This window comes from Lentzea alba, assembly GCF_011067745.1.
Classification (GTDB): domain Bacteria; phylum Actinomycetota; class Actinomycetes; order Mycobacteriales; family Pseudonocardiaceae; genus Lentzea; species Lentzea alba.
Genome location: NZ_JAAMPJ010000021.1, coordinates 1 through 21,345 on the forward strand (window position 1 = coordinate 1; position 21,345 = coordinate 21,345).

A 21,345-nucleotide genomic window follows, 5' to 3' on the forward strand; every position below is an offset into this window, starting at 1 on the left:
GCTGCCCGTTCTGCGCGGGCAGCAACGGCGCGATCGCAGCCCAGGCCTTGTCCGTCAGCTCACCACGTCCGACCACACATCATCATCTGCACACGATCATGAGAAAGATCCGCAGGACACGCCCTAATCAAGTGCCGCCCGTGTCGCAGCGCCATTCACCCACACACCCCCCACCAGCCACATCTTCCGACACGCGGGGCCCTTCCGTACTACTACACAGGACGCAAGGCCCCCGCGTGACAGGAGGTCACGGCCACTTCCCACTCCAACACCCATTCACCCACAAGGCCCCCACCAGCCACATTTTTCGACACGCGGGGCCCTTTCGTACTACTACACAGGACGCAAGGCCCCCGCGTGACAGGAGGCCGCAGCCACTTCCCACTCCAACACCCGCTCACCCACAAGGCCCCCACCAGCCACATTTTTGGACACGCGGGGACCTTTCGTTCGCTCTGACAGTACGAAGGGGCCCCGCGTGGCAGGAGGCGAGCGGGGTTAGAGGGCCGCTTCGTGGGCGACTATGGCCGCTTGGACGCGGTTCTCGGCTCCCAGGCGGGTCAGGATGGCGCTCACGTGGCCCTTGACGGTGCCCTCGACGAGGTCGAGGCGCCTGGCGATCTGCGCGTTGGAGAGGCCCTGGCCCAGCAACGCCAGCACGTCGCGTTCCCTCGCGGTCAGCAACGCCACGCGGGAACGGGCCTCGCTGACCCGGCCCCCGCGGAACCGCGTGATCATCCGCGCCGCCACCTTGGGTGCCAGGTAGGCGCCGCCGGACGCCAGCGCGTGCACGCCCGCGATCAGCTCGCGCGGATCCCCCGACTTCAGCAGGAAGCCGCGGGCGCCGCCGTCCAGCGCCTGTTCCAGGTAGCCGTCGTCGTTGAAGGTCGTCAGCATCGCCACGCCGAACCCGAGCCGTGCCAGTTCGCGGGCTGCCTCCAGCCCGTCGAGGCGAGGCATCCGGACGTCCAGCAGCACGACGTCCGGCCGGTGCTTCAACGCCAGGTCGATCGCCTCGCGACCGTCGGACGCCTCCGCCACCACTTCGAGAGCGGGGTCGGAGCCGAGGATGGCGCGCACACCCGCGCGCACCATCGTCTCGTCGTCAGCGAGCAGAACGCGAATCACAGGTCCCCCGAGTGCGGCAACGTCGCGACCAGCTCGAACCTGCCGTCGCTCCGGCTGATCCGGAGCGTACCCCCGGCGAGCCGCACCCGTTCGCGCAACGCGATCAGACCCAGCCGGCTGCCCGTGCCCCGGCGCAGTCCGGTGTCGTTGCCCGCCTCCACGACGGTGCTGCCCTCTGCCGACGCCACCCGCAACGACACGACGGACTTGGGCGCGTGCTTGGCGGCGTTCGTCAACGCCTCCTGAACCACCCGGTGCACGGTTCGCTCCACAGAGGACGGCACAGGTCCGTCCACGGTGAACTCGACCCGCAGCCCCGCCGCCACCGCGCGGTCCACGAGGTCCCTCAGGTCCGCCGCCGCGGGCGGATCACCGTCACGCAGCAGGAACACCAGATCCGCCAGCCGTTCGGTGGCACCGGAAGCGGTCGTCCTCAGCTGGGCGGCGGCCGCCTGGTGCTCGGCGGGCAGGTTCATCTCCAGCGCGCCCGCCTGCAGCGCCAGCAGGCTGAGCTCGTGGCCCAGCGTGTCGTGGACCTCGTGCGCGATCCGCGTGCGTTCGCGCAGGTGAGCTGCCTCGACGGAGGCCGCGGCCAGCGCGGCCTGCTGACCCGCCACCCGGCCGAGGACCCACGGCAGTGCCGCCGCCAGACCCACGACGATGAGCCCGGTGAGGTTGATGAGGCCCGCCGCGACGAACAGGATCACGGGCCAGCCTGGCGCCATCCGGCGACCGAGCAGGAAGGCGACCACGAACACCACCGCGCACACCGCGACCGTCCACGGCGGCACGGTCCCGGTCATGAAGAACGACATGCCGAAAGCGGTGGCGACACAGGCCGCGAGCGCCACGATCCTCATCGCACCCACCTCACGACCGCCACACTGATGTTCATCGCGCTGGACACGCCCAACCACACCACAAGTGGCAACGAATAGTGCGCCAACTGGAAGAAAGTGATGTCCCGCCCGCTGTACAGCAGCCCCAACAACGTCGGCATCGCCAACAGCACGCCCAACGGCACGAACCTGAGCACCTGCCACGCCTTGTGCAGCTTCCTCGGCCGCCGCAGCGCACGGACACCAAGTCCCACCGACAACAGCGTGAGCGCCGCCAGCACCAGGTCGATCAGCAGCCGGTACGACGACTCGGCAGGCGTCTTGCCGTCGAGGACGTCGGCGATCCCGTTCTCCAGCAGGTACGTGCCCTCGTTGCCGAGCGTGAGCCCGCTGTTGGACATGACCGCGATCCCGTAACCGGACGACGTCAGCAGCTGTCCGGCCGTGGCGGTGAACCAGATGCCGTTGTGCCGCAACTGTCCCTGCGGGTCGGCGCGCCAGCCCATGCCGTCCTGCGGCGCGAGTTTCGGTTGCGCCGCCAGCCACTTCGCCATGTCCGCGGCGGTGCTGATCACGCCGTCCGACCCGCCGACGAACCGGTCCGGCTCGGTCAGCGGAACCGAGAACCCGTAGGCGTACCCGTAACCCTTGCGGTAGTCCGGCGGCAGATCGCGTGGCGTCACGCCGATCCCCACGGTGTCCCGCATGCCCAACGGCTCGAAGACGTGCTTGCGCAGGTAGGAGTTGAACTCCTCCCCAGACGCCTGCTCGACCAGCCGCGCGGCCAGGTGGTAGTTCGTGTTGGTGTAACGGAACTGACCGTCGGGTACGGCGGAGCGCAGCACGTCCTGGGCCCGCTCCACCGCACCGGCGGGACTGTCCGGCTGCGGCAGGCTCTTCTCCGGCAACGTGCGATCGCTGATCCCGGACTTGTGCGCGAGCAGCTGGCGCGGCGTGACGCGGGAGTCGAACACCGGCCGGTCCAGGTCGATCTTGCCCGCGTCGGCGAGCTGCCGGACGGCCAGCGCCGTGAAGGACTTGCTGACCGACGCGATCGCCATCTTCGTGTCCGCCGTGATCGGCGCGCCCGTCGAGTCGTGGCCGTACCCCTCGACCGCGATCACCTGATCCCCCTTGGTGATCGCCACCGCCACCCCCGGATGCGAAGCCTCGGCCGTGTAAGAGGAAACGAACAACGCGAGCGCCGCCCCCAAGATGATGTTCATGGGAGAAAACCTAAGGAGCGCGGCCGCAAGATTCCCGACCCGAAAGACAGGCCGGACCCCCGACGAAAGTCAGGGGTCCCCGAACCTCAGTCGAACGGACGGCTGAGCACGACCAGCCGTGGCCGCGGGTCGTTCGCACCCTGCACCACCGCGTACAGACTCTTCTCGTCCGCCGAGAAGGCCAGCCCGCGATCGGCGAGGACGTAGCCGTCGAGTTCGTACGACCGCACCGCCGTCGTCTGCCCGAGCCGGTAGACCGAAACGGCCTTCGGGCGCGACGTGTACGCCCCAGTCGCCACGTGCGTCGACTCCTTCGAGATGGTCACAGCGTTCGCGGAATGCCCACTGTCGTAGGCACCCTGAGCCGCCAGCGACTCGGTCGCGAAGGCCTGGACCTGAGCACGTGATCCCGCCGCGGTGAAGAGCGTCGAACCCGTGGCGGTGAGCGAGAGATCGGTCAGGTTGCTCCCGGCCACCTCACCGTTGACGATCCGGGTCAGTGCGCCGTTCTCCGCCCGGTAGACCCAGGTGCTCGACAGACTGGTGGCGAGCTGGCCCGCCACCACGGTGTCACCCGCGGCGCGCACGAGCGGCGCGTTCTGGAAGAGGGCCTCACCCTGCTCGTTCAAGCTCACCGGCGCGGTCGCGGCCGGATCGAGTCTGCCGACACCGCCCGTCCACGCGTCCGCACAGCCGTAGCCGAACCACAGGATGCCGCCGGTGCGCGCCAGGTGCACCGGGCAAGTCTGCGGTCCAGTCGGATAACGCGCGGTCTCCTTGAACGTCTCGGTGCTGATCGCCGAAATGGCGTCCCCCGTCGCCAGTGCCGCGAACAACGTCTTCCCGTCCGCGCTCAGGACCAGCCCCGTGGCGCCGAACTGGCCGTCGGCCTTCTTCACCACGCGGCCACGAGAATCCAGTGCCACCACGGTGTTCGACGACGCACCACCAGTCAGGTAAACCCGCTGGCGCGCATCATCCACGAGAATCTGGCCGAAACCGGCCAGTGGCAACGGATCCAGCCCTGTCGCCACTGCCGCTGGAGCGACCACCACGCACGTCGCGAGCGCGACAAAACCTGCGACAAATCTGCGAAACACTTCCCCACCCCCATGTCCGGGGCGCGACAGTGTCCAGAGTGGACGATTCCCCCACGACGCCCCGGCGTCCGATCGTGCTCGCTCTGGACGCGCTCGCGCAACGACGGATGCGCGAATTGGGCCGAATGGCAGATTCGGTTCACCCCGAATCATCCAATATCGTCGGAGGCATGGCTTGGGGGAGCCGTGTGACAGTCGCTCGGTTGTGGGGGCCGGGCTCGAGACATCCACCCGTGGCGCGGCGAGATGCGCCCGCGGCATGGCTCTCCCTGGAGCACCAGGGGGACCTGCAATGGCAAAAGTCCGGCACTTCGGCATCTTCGCGACGGTTTTGTCGCTGATCGCGACGCTGCCCGCGATCACACCGGCGACAGCCGCCGCGGCACCAGCACGCGCTGAGCTCACCACGCGGGTGACCTGCGTACCACCACCGCCGCTCGTCGCCGCGAAAACGGCCGCGAGCGCACCCGCACCGAGACAACCGCAGGCGGCTGACGACAGTTCGCCCACGTACTCGGCACCGCTCACACCGCAGCGGATGATCCCGGGCGAGGAGCACCTGGTCGCGGTCGAGCTGACGAACACCACCGCGAAACCATGGCCGAAGTCGGCGTTCGTCCTCTCCTACCACTGGAAACTGCCGGACGGCACGGACTACACCCGCCCGTCGAACCGCGTGGAGACCGCGTTGCCGGGCGACGTCGCGCCCGGTCAGAAGATCACGGTGAACGCCCGCGTCAAAGCGCCCGTCGAGGTCGATCTGGGCAACCAGCGCGACGAGTTCGTCCTGGCCTGGGACCTGCGCTCCCGCGACACCGGCAAGTGGCTGTCGGAGACCGACCAGGTGCCACCGCTGAGCCAGCCGGTCACCGCGGAACACCCGACGTCCGACCAGCTCGGGCTGGAGAAGTTCTACCAGTACAACGGCGTCACGGCAGGCGGTGGCTGGACCGCGAACGTCAACCAGTACTCCGGCAACGCGGTCATCGGGCTCAACGCGTTGTCGAACCCGGGCCGGGGTTTCAGCTCGTTCGTGCGGCTGACCTACAACAGCCTCGACAACTCGAACTCCTACCTCGGCAACGGCTGGTCGCTCACGACCTCCAGCCTGCACCGGCTCGGTTCGCCACTGCAGTTCCACGTACCGCTGCTGGGCGATCCGCGGTATCCGTCCAAGATCACCCTGGTCGACGGGGACGGCACGAGTCACCTGTTCGAGCTCAACAAGAACGGCTCGAACGACAAGAAGCGGTGGACCTACGACAATCCCGCGGGCGTGCATCTGCACCTGCGTCGCACCGAAAGTGACGACAAGTCGCGCACCTGGGTCATGACGCGGCCGGACAGCACCGAGACGTTCTTCGACGGGGACGGCTATCAGACAGCGTTGCGCGACAAGAACGGCAACGAGCTGAAGTTCACCTACGCCCGTTCCTCACACGGCAACCGCAACACCGGCGTGCTCACCGAGATCACCGACGCGACCGGACGTCGTGTTCTCTCACTGGACTACTACCAGCGAGGCGACGACTTCTTCTCGTTCGTCGGTGACGTCAAGGTGCTCGGCCACGACCTGCTCAACACCTCGATCATCGACCAGGTCCGATCGATCACCGACGTGAGCGGCCGCCGTATCACGTTCGCCTACAGCGACAAGGGCCAACTCCGCGAGGTGGTCGACGGCGCCGGCACGCCGGGACAGAAGGTGTACGGCCTCTTCTACGCCGATCCGTCCGACCACGACGCGAAGCTGGTGCGGATCAACGACGCGCTCGGCCACGGCACCCAGGTGAAGTACTTCACCGACCCGTCCGACCGGGTGCGCCGCCACCGCGCGCAGTCGTTCGTCGACCGGCGCGGCAACAGCACCACGTTCGACTACGCGACCGGCGGCGAGTCGTCGATCAACTCGACGGTCATCGACGCCAACGGCAACAGCACCAAGCTCGTCATGGACGGCTTCGGCCGGCCGGTCAAGCACACCAACGCCAAGAACGAGGTCACCGATCTCGCCTGGGACGCCGACAACAACGTTCGCCTGCTGCGCGAGCACAACGGTGCCACCAGCACGTGGTCCTACGACCAGAAGACCGGGTACCCACTGGAGATCAAGGACGCCGAGGCCGCCGTGCACAACACGGCCCCGACGAAACTGACCTACCGCACCGGCCTCGACGGGCACACCGCGGAGCTGGCGACGAAGACGAGCGCCGAAGGTCGCAAGTGGACGTTCGATCAGGACGACAGGGGCAACCTCATCTCGGTGACGGACCCCAAGGGCTTCGTCACCAAGTACACCTACGACGAGTTCGGCCAGCTCCTGACGTCGACCGACGCCAACGATCACAAGACGACGTTCTCCGACTACGACCCGGTCGGCTATCCACGCCGGACCGTCGACCCGCTGGGCTGCGCGACCACGGTCAGCTACGACTCGGTGGGCAACGTCGTGTCCAGCACCGACGCCCGGCAGAAGACCAGCACCTACACCTACGACGTCTTCAGCCGTCCGGCCGGTTCCAAGACGCCCGTGGACGCGGACACGGGCCGGTTCACCGTGACACCCGGCCCGCGCTACGACCAGAACGACAACGTCCTGTCGAGCACCGCGTCTAACGGCGCTGTGACAACAGCCGTGTACGACGCGATGGACCGCGTGTCGGCCGTGACGGCGCCGAAGGACACTGCCACCAGTGAGGCGAAGGTCAGCACCTTCGAGTACGACCCGGTCGGCAACCTGGTGCGTGGCGTGTCCCCCAAAGGCACCCTCACCAGGGACAACCCGGACGACTTCGCCACGAGGTACGGCTACGACAAGCTCAACCGCCTGATCTCCACCACCAACTCCGACGGCAAGACGTCGACCGTCGAGTACGACGTCGTGGGCAACGTGGTGGCCACGGTGAGCCCGCTCGGCAAGAAGATCCGCGCCGAGCTCGACCTGAACCATCGCGTCCGCAAGACGATCGACGCCGCCGGCAACACCACGACGACCGACTACGACCGCGACAACAACGTCGTGGCCACGGTCGACCAGGACGGCAACCGCACCACGATGCGACTCGACGAGCGCGCGGCGGTCACCGAGATCAGCGTGCCGCACGCCGACGGCGTGCAGCGCGTCACGAAGTTCGAGTACGACAAGGTCGGCAACCGCACCAAAACGATCTCACCCAAGGGCGTCGACACTCAGGACGACGCCGACGACTTCATCGACGAGCTCGTGTACGACGAGCTCAACCGGGTCAAGGAACGCCTGGCGCCGTTCGACAAGGACGACGAGCGGGTCAAGACGCCGGACCGCACGTTGTACGGCTACGACGAGATCGGCAACCTGGTCGAGACGAGCACACCACCGTCCGCGGGCCAGACCGTCCGCAACGTCACCATCAACTCGTACTTCGACAACGGCTGGCTGCGATCGAGCACCGACCCGTGGCAGATCCGCACCGAGTACGACTACGACGCGATGGGCAAACAGACCAAGCGCACGCAGACCGCGGCGGGCGGTTCCTCGACCCGGACCATGGAGTGGACCTACTACCAGGACGGCAAACTCGCGTCGCGCAAGGACGACGGTGTGCCGGTGGGCAAGGACGTGCTGCTCGTCGACAACTCCGACCCCGCGACCGAGGTCAAGGGCGAGTGGGCGACCGCCGGCTCCGGCGGCGATCACGAAGGTTACGACTACCGCACGCACTCCGCCGGTGCGAGCGAGGACTCCTTCACCTGGCGCGCCGACGTGCCCCGCAACGGCACGTACGAGGTGTTCGTCCGCTACGCCAGGTCGGCGACCGCCACGAACGCCACGTACACCGTCGAGCACGACGGCGGCGCGGAGACCAGGACGATCGACCAGACCCAGCAAACCGGGCAGTGGGTCTCCCTCGGCAGCTACGGCTACACCGAGGACGCGGTCAAGCGGATCACGCTGTCCGGCCGCGCGAACGGCACTGTGGTCGCCGACGCGGTGAAGCTGGTCCGCGACGGTAGCGGGGAGACCGACACCGAGCAGAAGCAGTTCGGTTTCACCTACGACGCCAACGACAAGCTGCGTGAGATGACCGACAGCAGTGCAGGCGCCAAGGTCTCCCGTTATGTCGTCGAGTACACCGGACTCGACCAGATCAAGAAGGTGCAGGAGATCGGCACCGCCGGCCGGACGACCTCCTACACCTACGACGACGACGGCAACGTCAAGACCAAGGATCACGACCGTCAGAGCGCGGTCTACGAGTACGACGTGCGCAGTCTGCTGGCGAAGGTCACGACGACCGGCAAGACGCCGGGTGCCACTCCTCAGGTCGCCACGTTCACCTATGACAAGCGTGAACTGCCGCTCACCGAGACGAAGGCGAACGGCAACAGCGTGTCCTACGAGTACTTCCTCGACGGCAAGCAGCGTCATTACACCGAGAAGAAACCGGACGGCACGCTCGTCAACGAGCACACGCTCGAGTACGACGCGAACGGCCAGCGCACCAAGGACATCGCCAAGACGATGAACGCCGACAACACCTCGGCGTACCTCGACCGCGTGCTGGCGTACGGGTTCGACCCGGTCAACCGCCTGCGAAAGTCGACGAAGTCCGACCTGTCGGGTCAGGAGCTGGAGACCGAGTCGTACGTGCACGACGCGAACGGCAACGTCGTCGAGCAGACGGTCGAGGGCAAGACCGCGAAGTTCACCTATGACCGAAACCGCCTCACCACGTCCACTGTGGACCAGCAGACCGCGACGCACAGCTACGACCCGTTCGGCCGGCTGGACAAGGTGACGGCGAACGGAAAACTCGTCGAGAAGTACCGCTACGACGGGTTCGATCGCATCGTCGAGCACCAGAAGCCCAAGCAGGGCAGCGCGGACCGGACGACCGTGACGTTCGCCTACGACCCGCTCGACCGCACCACCACACGCACCGAGACGGACAAGACGACCGAGTTCGGTTACCTGGGTCTGTCGTCCGAGGTGCTCACCGAGGAGTCCGGCGGGAAGCTCGAGAAGTCCTACCAGTACAGCCTCGACGGTCGCCGGCTGTCGCAGACGACCCACGAGGACGACGGGACGACGGAGAACGCCCAGTACGGCTACAACCCGCACACCGACGTCGAGCTGCTGACCGACGAGAAGGGTGACTCCAAGGCCACCTACGGCTACACCGCCTACGGCAAGGACGACAAGGAGTCGTTCACCGGCATCGACAAGCCGGACGCACAGCAACCGGACAAGGAGCCGTACAACTTCTATCGGTTCAACGGCAAGCGGTGGGACAGCACCACCAACGGCTACGACATGGGGTTCCGCGACTACGACCCCGGCCTGAACCGGTTTGTCACGCGCGACCAGTACAACGGCGCGCTCGCGGACCTCAACCTCGGCACCAGTCCGTGGACAGGCAACCGTTACGCGTTCACCGGCGGCAACCCGATCAGCCGCGTAGAGCTCGACGGCCACTGCTGGGCGTGGGACTGGATCTGCGACACCGGGAGCGCGATCGGCGACGCGGCGTCGGCGACCGGCGGTGCCATCGCCGACGCGGGTGTGGCGACGTGGAACTTCTTCGGCCAGGTCGGCGGGTTCTCGGTCGGCATCATCGAGGGCGCCGGCAGCCTGATCGGCGACACGTGGGACTGCGTCTCGGCCATCTTCACCTGCGGTCAGGGCATCGCGGACTTCGCGAGCCTCGCGTGGGACGACCCCGGCGCGGCAGGCGGCCTGCTCTGGGAGGGGATCACCGAACCGATCGTCGACGACTGGAACCAGGGCAACTACGGCGAGGCGATCGGCCGCGGCGCGTTCTCGATCATCGAGGTGATCGCGGGCGGCAAGGGCATCAGCAAGCTCACCAAGATCCGCAAGGGCGACAAGACCCCGGACTCGGGCAAGAAGGACAAGTCAGCCGGGCCGACGCCCAAGAACTTCAACCTGCAGACCTTGAAGGAGATGTTCGACTCGGGGCAGCTCAAGTACGGCGACGCCACGCCACGACCGGACAGCAACGTGCCCAACGCGTCCGACAGCGAACTGCTCGACATCGCCAGGAACCCGCGCAACCCGGATGAGCAAATCAAGATCAACCGCAACTCCGACGGCACGATGACCGTGATCCAGGGCAACCAGCGGCTGTACAACCTCCTGGACCGCGCTGGACAGGGCAGGATCGGGTACAACGAGGAGATTCCGCTGTGGGGCTTCTGGTGACGGCACCGATGACGAGGACGGAAGAGTTCATGAGCATTCGCCGATGGCTGGCGAACCTGCTGCGGGCGGATGATCCCGATCTGCGCACCCTGACTCGCGAACGGCTGGCGGAGCTGCGCGAGATCGCCAAATCGCGCGGGTACACCGGGCGGGCCTGGCGTGACGGCGAGGACTACGAGATCAACGAGTCCGCGTTCGTCTGGCTGCAGGTAGGTGACGACATCGGCGACGGCGTGGTGGTGTGCAACCTCGTCGTGTCGCAGACCGAGTTCACCGGCCGCAGGCCCACGGGCACCTCGATCCGGCGGCACACGCTGCACGTGCACCAGGACGAGCTGGGGACGCTGACCCGAGCCACCGCCGAGCAGGCCCGACACGCCTACTTCGTGCTGCAGGCCTCGGTTCCGTTGAACCGTGACGAGGCCGAACCCTGGTGACGGCGAGGGCTCCCTGCTCGTGAGCAGGGAGCCCTCGCCGTCACAGACGGTCAGTGACCCGCGGCCATCTCCGCTGCCAGCCGGTCGTCGCCGCTCTGCTCCTTGAGCGGCTTCTCCTTGATGAACATCACCGCCAGCATGGCCAGCACCGCGAACGGCGCGCCCACCAGGAAGATCTCCGCGGTCGCCGTCGCGTAGATGTCGGCGATCACGGCCTTGACCTCCGGCGGCAGCACCGAGATGTCCGGCACCTGGCTGCCACCGTCGCCGCCCAGCGGGCCGAACTTCTCGGCGGCGAGCGACGAGACCTTGCTCGCCAGCACCGCGCCCAGCGCCGAGACACCGATCGCGCCGCCCAGTGAGCGGAAGAACGTCAGGGTCGACGTGGTGGCGCCCAGGTCCTTGGCCGGCACGTCGTTCTGCGCGGCCAGCACCAGGTTCTGCATCATCAGGCCGACGCCGACGCCGAGCACGAACATGTGCACGGACACCATGAACACGGTGGTCTGGGCGGAAATCGTGGACAGCAGCAACATGCCGCCGACCATGATCACGCCACCGGACACCAGGAAGGCCTTCCACCTGCCGTACTTCGTGATCATCTGACCGGCGACGGTCGACGAGATCAGCAGGCCGAAGATCAGCGGCAGGCCGAGCAGACCAGCCTGGGTCGGCGTCTTGCCGAGCGCCAGCTGGAAGTACTGCGAGAGGAACACCGTGCCGCCGAACATCGCGACGCCGACCAGCGCGCTGGCGATGGTGGCCAGCGAGACCGTGCGGTTGCGGAAGATCGACAGCGGCACGATCGGGTCGTGCGCGGTGGCCTCGACGCGGACGGCCGCCGCCAGCAGCAGGACGCCCAGCGTCACCAGGCCCGCGGTCCAGCCCGACGCCCACTCGAACTTCTGCCCGGCGAGCGACGACCAGATCAGCAGCGTCGAGACGCCGGACACGATCAGGACCGCACCCAGGTAGTCGATCTTCGTTTCCCGCTTCACCACGACCGGCAGGTGCAGGGTGCGCTGGAGCAGGTACATCGCGGCGAGGGTGAACGGGATGCCGATGAAGAAGCACCAGCGCCAGCCCAGCCACGAGGTGTCGACGAGCAGGCCGCCGATCAGCGGGCCCGCGACGGTGCCGACGCCGAACACGGCGCCGAACATGCCCGAGTACTTGCCGAGCTCACGCGGCGGGATCATCGCGGCCATCACGACCGTGGCGAGCGCCGTGACGCCACCGGCGCCCAGGCCCTGCACGATGCGGCTGACGATGAGCATCTCGATGTTCTGCGAGAAGCCCGCGATCAGCGAGCCGGCGACGAACAGGCTCAGCGACGCCTGGATCAGCAGCTTGCGGTTGTAGAGGTCGGCGAGCTTGCCCCACAACGGCACGGTCGCCGTCATCGCGAGCAGCTCGACGGTGACGATCCACGCGAAGATCGACTGCGAGCCCTTCAGCTCGGCGACGATCCGCGGCAGCGCGGTCGAGACGATGGTGCCGGCCAGGATCGAGACGAACATGCCCATCATCAGGCCCCACATGGCCTGCACGACGTCGCGTCTGCTGTGGATTGGTGCCGCTTCGGTCTCGGTGCTCATGATCCCCCTTCGTGGTGGTGCTTCGGCACGTGAGCCAGCCCGGTGCCGAACAGGTCGAACGCTTCGCTGACCAGGTCACCCAACGCGACGTCGTCGTCGACGGCCCAGCGAGTTACCGCGCAGCGGAACGCGGCGCTGCCGGCCGCCACCAGCAGGCGCGGGTACAGGTGCGCCTCGGGCAGCCCGGCTCGCCGCCCCACCGCGTCCGCGAGCAGCTGCTCGTACTGCGCGCTGTTGGCGAACGCGCGGACCAGCAGGTCCGGCCGCTGCATCAGGACTTCCTTGCGCAGCAGCCACAGGTCGCGGGCGTTGTTCAGCTCGTCGGTGATCTCGGCGAGCACCGACCGCCGGTACGCCTCGAACGGCGAGACCTCGTCCGGCGCGGCCAGGACGCGCTCGGCCATGCGCGGACCCGCCTCGGGGTCCGCGCCGATCAGCGCCTCGTCCTTGCTCGCGAAGTAGTTGAAGAAGGTGCGCACCGAGACGTCGGCCTCGGCGGCGATCTCCTCAACGGTGACGTGGTCGTAGCCCCTCTCGGCGGAAAGACGCACGGTCGCCCGCTCGAGCGCGGCACGCGTGCGGCGCTTCTTGCGGTCGCGCAGGCTCTCCCCCGGCTGGTTCACACGGGAAGAGTACAGGATCGTTTTGCAGTCACTGCAAGTTTGCAGATTGTGAAGTGCGTCTCGCGGAGAGTGGCTACGACCAGGGCGTCTTCGGCTTCGCCTGGAGTTCGCCGTCGACGAAGAGGTCGACGCGCTCGCTGTAGAAGCACGCGAGCCCGGCGACCTTCTGGCTCTCCGGCAGCGGTGACCGGTAGATCCACACGAGGTCCTCGTGCACAACGCCGTTCACCTCGACCGACCAGTACGTGGCCGTGCCCTTGTAGGGACACTGCGTCTGCGTGTCCGACGGCCTGAGCAGATCGAATCGAACATCGCTCAAGGGCAGGTAGTACCGCGGTGGAAGGCTCGTCTCGAACAGGATGCGCGGCTGCGACGACGCCGCCAGCGTCACCCCGTCCAGCGCCACCCGCACGTGCCGTGAGCTGCCCAGTACGTCCACGCGCTTGTACGGGTCACGGGGGTGCACGTAGATGGGCTCGTCCTCTTCGAGCCACTCCTGCATCGCCGCGAACTCGAACCGGACGAGGTCCCGCAGTTCCTCGATCGGTGAGTCCGCGTAGACCAGCGCCGCGCCCTCGGCCGTGCCTCCCGCCGTGACGACGTCGTGGATCACGCCGTCACCCCTGCTCGGCGAGTGCTTGACCTCCCCCGTCGGCTTCAGCTCGGCGCGGACGGACGAAAGCGGCAGGTAGTAGGCCGGGTAGTACGGGATCTCCCAGACCAACCGCGGCGAGGTCGTGTCCGCGACCAGCTCGCCACCGAAGTACGTGCGCACCCGCTTCGCCGAGTGCTCGACGCGCACCGAACCACGCTGCTCGTTACCCATGTCACAGCACAACGCGGCGCGGCCGGGCAGACTTCCCCGGTCAGGCGTTCCCGTCGAACAGGCTGGTCACCGACCCGTCCTCGAAGACCTCCTGGATCGCCCGCGCGAGCAGCGGCGCGATGCTCAGCACGGTCAGGCCGGGGAACCGCTTCTCGTGCGGGATCGGCAGGGTGTCGGTGAGGATCACCTCGCGCGCCTTGCTCGCGACGAGCCGGTCGTAGGCGTCGCCCGACAGCACACCGTGCGTGGCGACGAGAACGACGTCCTTCGCACCCTGCTCCAGCAGCTGCCGCGCCGCCGTCGTGCTCGTCATCGCCGTGTCGATCATGTCGTCGACCACGATGCACGTGCGTCCCTCGACGTCACCCACAACTCGGTTGGCCATGATCTCGTTGGGCCGCAACGGGTCCCGCGTCTTGTGGATGAACGCGATCGGGCAGCCGCCCAGCAGGTCGGCCCACTTCTCGGCGAGCCGGGTGCGGCCCGCGTCCGGCGAGACGATCGCGAGGTTCTCGCCCTGGTAGTGCGCGCGGACGTGGTCGGTGAGCAGCCACATCGCGTGCAGGTGGTCCACCGGGCCGTCGAAGAAGCCCTGCGCCTGCGCGGTGTGCAGGTCGACGGTCACGATGCGGTCGGCGCCGGCGGTTTTGAACATGTTCGCGACGAGCCGAGCCGAAATGGGTTCACGTCCGGCGTACTTGCGGTCCTGCCGCGCGTACGGGTACGAGGGCACCACCGCGGTGATCCGCTTGGCCGAGGCGCGCTTGAGGGCGTCGACCATCAGCAGCTGTTCGATCAGCCAGTCGTTGACCGGCGCCGTGTGGCTCTGCATCACGAACGCGTCCGCGCCGCGCACCGATTCCTCGAACCGCACGAAGATCTCGCCGCTCGCGAAGTCGTAGGCCGCCTGCGGGGTGATCGCGGTACCGAGGTGCTTGGCCACCGCCTCCGCCAGTTCCGGGTGCGCCCTGCCGGTGAGCAGGATGAGCTGCCGTTTGGCTACGCCCGGTTTGCCGCTGACCATCGTCACGCTCCACATCCGTCCGGCGATGAGCCCGATCGTTCAGCATTGCGGCGAGATCAGGCAACGTCGTGTCCGCCCGATGAGATTCCACGTTGCGGGGGAAATTGAAGTAATCACATCGGGCACCACACAGGTGGTCACATACCAGGTACGGACTCGCACCCTGGGTATAGATCGGCTGATTCAGATTCACCTCTTGGGGTATGTCGAGTGTGATTTCTTGATCAGCGTGCTGGAGGCGTCAATGAGCATGCCTACCCTCCACCCATGCCTGAAGAACAGGACGCGCCCGGACCGACACCGTCAGCGCCCCCACCGAGCCCGGTCGTGATGAGCACTCCCATCCACGACCAGCTGGCCGACAGGTTGGGAGTTCGCCAAAAGCATCGACGGCCGGATTGACAGCGGATAGGAAGACCGCATGCGTCTTCCCCTGCTCGGCGCCGTGCTGGCGCTCTTGGTCGTTCCCCTACCGGTGGCCCACGCGACTCCGTCGATCGAGTGGTCCACGTGCGGGCCGGAGCGTCCTGACTTCGAGTGCGCGACGTTCACCGTGCCGCTCGACCACGACCGCCCAGGCGGTGCGACGACCACGGTGGCGTTGACGCGCAAGCCCGCCACCGACAAGGCGCGGCGCATCGGGTCGTTGCTGTTCAACCCCGGCGGGCCCGGCGCGTCCGGGATCGAGGCCACCTGGTACTTCGGGAACAAGATGTCGGCGGGCACGCAAGGCCGGTTCGACGTCGTGGGCTTCGACCCGCGCGGGATCGGCAGGTCGGATCCGTTGCGGTGCTTCGCGAACGACCAGGAACGGGCGCAGTTCCTGGCGGCCGGGCCGATCTTCCCGTACGAGGCGGCGCAGGAGCGCCCCTTCTTCGACAGGTACCGCTCGCTGGCCACCAAGTGCGACAAGCCGATCGCACGGCACATGAGCACCGCGGACGTCGCACGCGACATGGACCTGCTGCGCCGCGCGCTGGGCGACCGCAAGATCACCTACTTCGGCCACTCGTACGGCTCGTTCCTCGGCACGACGTACGCGAACATGTTCCCGGACAACATCCGCGCGCTCGCGATCGACAGCGTGCTCAACCCGGAGCAGTGGTCGAGCGGGCGGCAGATCGAGTCGGACCGGGTCGCGGCCCGCAAGGTCCTCGACGAGTTCTTCCGGCTCTGCGACGAGGCCGCGTGCGCGTTCGGCCCGCAGTCGGAGCAGCGGTGGGAGGCGTTGCTGGCATCGGCGCGCGCCAAGCCGATCACGCTCAACGGTGAGGTGTGGACCTACGACCGTGTGATCGAGGCGGGTCTCTTCGCCGGATACGCGTCCGAGCGCTGGACCGACGTGGCCTCCCTGCTGGACCAGCTGTCCGACGCGTCCGCGGGCACGTTGGCCGCCGCTGAGCCGGTGTACGACAACTTCTTCGACGCGAACCTCGGCAACATGTGCGCGGACATCGAGTTCCCGCGCACCTTCGGCGCGTACCGGGCGATCTCCCGGTACGCCGCGGCGGGTTCGGAGTTCGGGCCCTACTGGTGGTGGAGCAGCAGCGCGTGCGCGGACTGGCCGGTGAACGAGGACCGCTACACCGGACCGTGGCGTGCCCGCACTTCCGCGCCCGTACTGGTGGTGGGCACCTACTACGACACCGGAACGGACTTCGCAGGAGCACAAGCCGTTGCCGCGCAGTTGCCGAACAGCCGTTTGCTGGCGTACGCGGGTTGGGGCCACATCGCGTACCGGCGCAATCAGTGCGCCATCGACTACATCCACGAATACCTGCTCAACGGCGCGTTGCCACCGGCCGGAACCGTGTGCCCGGCGAACCCGAACCCGTTCTCCGACCTCGCGTCCCAGTTGGCCGAACGCGACTTTCGGAGGTCGACGGGCCCTGTCGCCAACCGGTAGGAATGGCCACTCAGCTGACAAGAGGGGAGCTTGTCCATGCGTATCACCGTGCTCGTGGCGGCAGCCGCGCTCATGGTCACCGGTGCACCCGTCGCGCTGGCCGACAACGGGGTGCCGCGAATCAACTGGCAGGCGTGCGGACCGGAACAACCCGGTTTCGAGTGCGCCTCGGTCAAGGTGCCGCTGGACTACGACAACCCGCGCGGCGCGACCACCTCCGTCGCACTGGCGCGCAAACCCGCGACGGACCAGGCTCGCCGGATCGGGTCGTTGTTCCTCAACCCCGGCGGACCGGGCGGGTCCGGCGTGGACTTCGCGTTCCGGGCGGGCAACAGGCTGTCGGCGAACCTGGAGGGCCGGTTCGACATCGTCGGCTTCGACCCGCGCGGGATCGGCCGGTCGGACCCGTTGCACTGCTTCGCGAGCGAGGCGGACCTCGACAAGTTCTTCGAGGGCGTTCCCGGCTTCCCGTACCAGGCGGCGCAGGAGCGGCCGTACTTCGACCGCTACCGCTCGCTCGGCCCGGAGTGCCAGGACGACCAGCCGATCACCCGGCACATGAGCACCGCGGACGTCGCACGGGACATGGACCTGCTGCGCCGCGCCGTCGGTGACCGCAAGATCTCGTACCTGGGCTTCTCGTACGGCTCGTTCCTCGGCGCGACCTACGCGAACATGTTCCCGAACAACATCCGCGCGCTGGTCGTCGACGGCGTGCTCAACCCGGAACTGTGGTCGAGCGGACGGCAGATCGAGTCCGACCGGATCGCGACCAAGGAGGAGTTCCGCGAGTTCCTGCGCAACTGCGACGAGGCGGCGTGCGTGTTCGGCCCGCAGTCGGAGAAGCGCTGGGCCGCGCTGCTGAAGTCGGTGCGGGCCAAGCCGATCCAGCTCGGTGACCAGCTCTACACCTACGACGCGGTGGTCGGCGCCGCGCTCGGCGCGATGTACTCGCCGAGCGACTGGCCGGACGCGGCGGTGCTCTTCGACCAGCTGTCCGACGCGGCCGCCGGCGCTGCGGGTGTTTCCGTTGCGGCGGAACCGGATTACCCCAACGGTTTCGACGCCTACAACGGCAACGTGTGCGCGGACACCGAGTACCCGCGGGACTTCAGTGCGTACCGGGCGATTGCCCGTTACGCCGAAGCGGGTTCGGAGTTCGGCCCGGCGTGGTGGTGGGGCAACGCGGCGTGCGCGAACTGGCCGGTGAACCAGGACCGCTACACCGGCCCGTGGCACACCCGCACGAACGCACCGGTTCTGGTGGTGGGCAACTACTTCGACGGCGTCACGGACTATCGCGGCGCACAGGCCGTGAACCGCCAGCTCGCCGGCAGCCGCCTGCTCTCCTACGCGGGTTGGGGACACACGGCGTACGGCGTGAGCAAGTGCGCGTCCGACCACACGAACGCATACCTGCTCAACGGCACGTTGCCGCCTGTCGGCACGGTGTGCCCGGCCAATCCGAACCCGTTCCTGCCCACTGTGGCAGCCGCGGAACCGCTCTTCCAGCCCACTCGTCGCTAAAAACGTCTGCAAGTACCACCAACGCACCATCAACAGGCTCGTAACTACACCCAACCTGTTCGCCAATCACCGAACAGGTTGGGTGTAGTTGTGGGCGGTTTGATCAAGGGTTGGTGGTACTTGCAGATGCCGTCAGAGCCCTGGCGGCAGTTCCTGGGCCAGTTCGACGGCGGCGCGGGCGGGATCGTGGCCGAACCGGCTGCCGAACGCGTCGTGCACGCGCCACCCCGCGTGGGTGAGCGCACGCCAGCGGGCGAGATGTGCCCGTGCCCCGTCGGGGTGCGGGCGCGTCTCGACCGCCACCGCGTCTTCTTTCTCCCCCACCACGAGGTCCACCCGCCACTGCCCCACCGGGTAGCCCGTCCGCACGGTCAGCCCGGCGGTGCGCAGCTCCTGCGCCAGGCGAGCCGTCCACGCGTCCTCGGGTTCGGCACCGGCGGTCTCCGTGGGTGCGACCTCCGCGTGCCGCAGGTACTGGCCGATCAGGCCGGGCGGCTCGGCGACCGACGTGATCACGTGCACCTGACCGCGAGCGCGGGTGGTCAGCACGGCGAGCAGGTTGCGGTCGTTCACGAACCGCCACGCGCCCGGTTTGGCGTCGGCGGCGAGGCTGATCACGACCTCGTCGAACTCGCCGCCCTGCACGCCGTGCACCGTGCCCGCGCGGACGCCGCCGACCCTGATCTCGTCCAGCGTCAGCCCGCTCAGCAACGCCTCCTCCAGCGCGTCGGCCTGGGCGCGGAACGGTGTCACGACGCCGATCGACCGCACGCCGGCGGCGATCCGTTTGCGCACGTGGGCCAGGACGGCGTCGACCTCGGCCTGGTTGACGCCCTTCGGGGTGCGCTCGCCCGGCACGAGCTCGGTGTCGATGCAGTCGACGTCCGCGATCGCCGGGTGCGTGGTGAGCAGCGCGATCCTGCCGTCGTAGAACTCGGCCGCCGCGAACCCGATCAGGTGCGGCGCGCAGCGGTGGTGCTCGTCGAGCCAGTGCACGCCGGCCGTCGCCGCCGCCGCGTCGAACAGGCTCACCTTCGGCACGTCCAGCCGGTCGCGCAGGTGCTGCGTGCCCTCCGCCTCGACCGCCGCCCGCACGGCCTGATCGCTCACGAACGACACGTGCCGCAGCTGCCGGGGATCGCCGCCGATCACCGCGGACCGTCCGCGCAGCAACGCGGGCGCGGCCAGCGGCTGGTCGACGTGGCTCGCCTCGTCGATGATCACCAGGTCGAACATGCCCGGCACCGGCGGCAGGATGTCCTCCACGTCGGACAGCGTCCCCACCCACAACGGCAGCGCCGCCACCAGGTCCGCGCTGTCGATCTCGGCCAGCCCGCGCCGTCGTGCCGCCCGGCCCGACCGCAACGCCTTCGCGAGCGCCGCCACCGCCCTGCGCGCGCCCGCGCCGCGACGGCTGACCGCGAACTCCTTGAGCCACAACGCTGTCGCTTGCCGGCTCGCCGTGTCCTGCTCGGCCAGCAACGGCCTCAGCTCGGCGAACGTGGTCCCGCTCGTCTCGACCCGCACCAACGCCGCGGTCTGCTCAGCCGCCTCGATCGCGGCCGCCAGGTCCTCCGGCGAAACCTCCCCAGCGCCGGTCAGCTTGCGCGCCTTGGTCACCGCCCACCGGGTGCGGAGTCCACTGAGGAGCCCGGTGCGCGGCTGCAACAACCCTTGCAGCTCAACGAAATTCACCCCGGCGTCGAACGCCTTGGGCGCGACCGCACGATGTCCGGGCATCAAAGCCTGATGCCGACGAGCCTCAGCAGCCAGCAGTTCGTCGTTCAGAGAGGCGGTGACGGTGCGTTCGACGCGCTCGAGGCTCGCCACCGCGGCACGCCGCGCGCGATCGAGTTCCTTCAACCGATCGGGCTTGCTCACCGCGTCGAGCCCGTCGCTCAGCTCGCGCGCCATCTCCTGCCGCAGCTCCGAGTCGCCGAACAGCGCGGGCACCGGACCACCGGCCCGACGCAACGCGGCGCCGAGCACGTCCGCGGCGTTGCGTGTGCGGCTCGCGAGCAACACGGACCGACCGGCGGCCACGGCGTCCAAGGCCAACGCCGCGAGGGTATGTGTCTTGCCGGACCCAGGTGGTCCACCGACCACGGTGATCCGCGCGCGCCGTGCGTGCTCAACGGCGCGTTCCTGACTGTGGCTCAACGGCAACGTGGAACTGATCGGCGCAACGGTGTCAACGGCCGTTTCACCCGCCCCGTAGAGCGCGGCGAACGCGGTGTGGTCAACGTCCGCGGCAGTCGCCCATTCGACGAGTGCCGCGCCGTGCTCGGTCGTCACCACGGGCTCGCCCGCGTGCAGCCCTGCCCCCATCGACACAGCGAGCTGGCTGCCGGAGATGAGGAGACGAGGATCGTCGTGCACGATCGGCACGTCCGAGAACCCCGCCTGCCGCAGCGTCTCGGTGATCCACTCCTCGGTCGGCGCGAGCGCGGCCTCCCGTTCGGCGGTCCGTGCCCAGTCGTCGATCAACGGGAACACACCGGCGTCACCAGCGATGTGGAACGCGTAGTTCGCCCCAACGCCGCTGTGTAGTCGCACGGGCCGTGAGACCAGTGGCAGACACACGCGCCGACGTTGCCCGCCGATCTCCGCGGGCCCGGCGAGAAACGCCCAGCCCAGCCGCAGCAGCCGGTCCTCCTGGTGCAACGCGTCGAACGCGGCGAGGTGCGCGGCCTGATCACGGGCCTGCCAGGGCGCCTTCCACGGCACCGGCTGCCGCTGCAGCACGTCCTGGGTCTGCGTGATCGCGCGCCAGGACGGCTCGTGGTCGCCGAGCCACAGCAGACCGGCGGTCTTGGTGAGGTCGAGCTGGACCTTCTGCGGCTGCTCGGCGGCGCTCAAGCGGGCCAGGGTGCGCAGGACGGCCGGAACGTTCACGGCGCCCATCGTGC

13 protein-coding genes are annotated in these 21,345 nt (G+C 68.2%); 4 read left to right on the plus strand and 9 right to left on the minus strand.

Features of this window, described 5'->3' with window-relative positions:
• Positions 1–498: 498 nt before the first annotated feature.
• From G7043_RS45935 to G7043_RS45950, 4 genes are all read right to left on the minus strand, one after another.
• Positions 499–1,128 (minus strand): response regulator, encoded by a 630-nt coding sequence (locus tag G7043_RS45935; RefSeq protein ID WP_166055818.1) that lies wholly within the window; start codon positions 1,126–1,128, stop codon positions 499–501.
• Positions 1,125–1,988, minus strand: coding sequence for a sensor histidine kinase (locus tag G7043_RS45940; protein WP_166055820.1), 864 nt, complete (start codon positions 1,986–1,988; stop codon positions 1,125–1,127). Before G7043_RS45940 ends, G7043_RS45935 begins: the two co-directional genes overlap by 4 nt.
• Positions 1,985–3,193, minus strand: a complete 1,209-nt coding sequence (locus G7043_RS45945; RefSeq protein ID WP_166055823.1) for a serine hydrolase domain-containing protein — start codon at positions 3,191–3,193, stop codon at positions 1,985–1,987. The genes G7043_RS45940 and G7043_RS45945 overlap by 4 nt, the downstream gene beginning before the upstream one ends.
• Before the next feature lie 86 nt (positions 3,194–3,279).
• Positions 3,280–4,293, minus strand: coding sequence for a hypothetical protein (locus G7043_RS45950; RefSeq protein WP_166055825.1), 1,014 nt, complete (start codon positions 4,291–4,293; stop codon positions 3,280–3,282).
• A gap of 292 nt (positions 4,294–4,585) precedes the next feature.
• Between G7043_RS45950 and G7043_RS45955 the strand changes: the two genes are divergently transcribed.
• Both G7043_RS45955 and G7043_RS45960 read left to right on the plus strand, forming a co-directional pair.
• Entirely contained in the window at positions 4,586–10,495 is a 5,910-nt protein-coding gene (locus G7043_RS45955) for a golvesin C-terminal-like domain-containing protein (protein WP_166055826.1), read from the plus strand.
• Between the two features lie 29 nt (positions 10,496–10,524).
• Positions 10,525–10,932: a hypothetical protein gene (locus tag G7043_RS45960; RefSeq protein ID WP_166055828.1), complete on the plus strand. Its 408-nt coding sequence runs from the start codon at positions 10,525–10,527 to the stop codon at positions 10,930–10,932.
• A gap of 50 nt (positions 10,933–10,982) precedes the next feature.
• On the opposite strand, the gene G7043_RS45965 is transcribed toward G7043_RS45960, so the two are convergent.
• From G7043_RS45965 to G7043_RS45980, 4 genes are all read right to left on the minus strand, one after another.
• On the minus strand, positions 10,983–12,530 hold the full coding sequence (locus tag G7043_RS45965; protein WP_166055830.1) for an MDR family MFS transporter: 1,548 nt from the start codon (positions 12,528–12,530) through the stop codon (positions 10,983–10,985).
• On the minus strand, positions 12,527–13,153 hold the full coding sequence (locus G7043_RS45970) for a TetR/AcrR family transcriptional regulator (RefSeq protein ID WP_166055832.1): 627 nt from the start codon (positions 13,151–13,153) through the stop codon (positions 12,527–12,529). Before G7043_RS45970 ends, G7043_RS45965 begins: the two co-directional genes overlap by 4 nt.
• 73 nt (positions 13,154–13,226) lie before the next feature.
• Positions 13,227–13,979, minus strand: a complete 753-nt coding sequence (locus G7043_RS45975; RefSeq protein WP_166055834.1) for a DUF427 domain-containing protein — start codon at positions 13,977–13,979, stop codon at positions 13,227–13,229.
• 40 nt (positions 13,980–14,019) lie between these two features.
• Positions 14,020–15,003: a ribose-phosphate diphosphokinase gene (locus G7043_RS45980; RefSeq protein WP_166056049.1), complete on the minus strand. Its 984-nt coding sequence runs from the start codon at positions 15,001–15,003 to the stop codon at positions 14,020–14,022.
• A gap of 421 nt (positions 15,004–15,424) precedes the next feature.
• Between G7043_RS45980 and G7043_RS45985 the strand changes: the two genes are divergently transcribed.
• Together G7043_RS45985 and G7043_RS45990 are read left to right on the plus strand one after the other, a co-directional pair.
• Positions 15,425–16,909 carry an alpha/beta hydrolase gene (locus tag G7043_RS45985; RefSeq protein ID WP_166055837.1) on the plus strand — a complete coding sequence of 495 codons (1,485 nt, stop codon included), beginning with the start codon at positions 15,425–15,427 and terminating at the stop codon, positions 16,907–16,909.
• 36 nt (positions 16,910–16,945) lie between these two features.
• Positions 16,946–18,436, plus strand: coding sequence for an alpha/beta hydrolase (locus G7043_RS45990; protein WP_166055839.1), 1,491 nt, complete (start codon positions 16,946–16,948; stop codon positions 18,434–18,436).
• Positions 18,437–18,568: 132 nt separating this feature from the next.
• Here the strand turns inward: G7043_RS45990 and G7043_RS45995 are convergent, their stop codons facing one another.
• Positions 18,569–21,331, minus strand: a complete 2,763-nt coding sequence (locus G7043_RS45995) for an AAA domain-containing protein (protein ID WP_166055841.1) — start codon at positions 21,329–21,331, stop codon at positions 18,569–18,571.
• Positions 21,332–21,345: the final 14 nt, after the last annotated feature.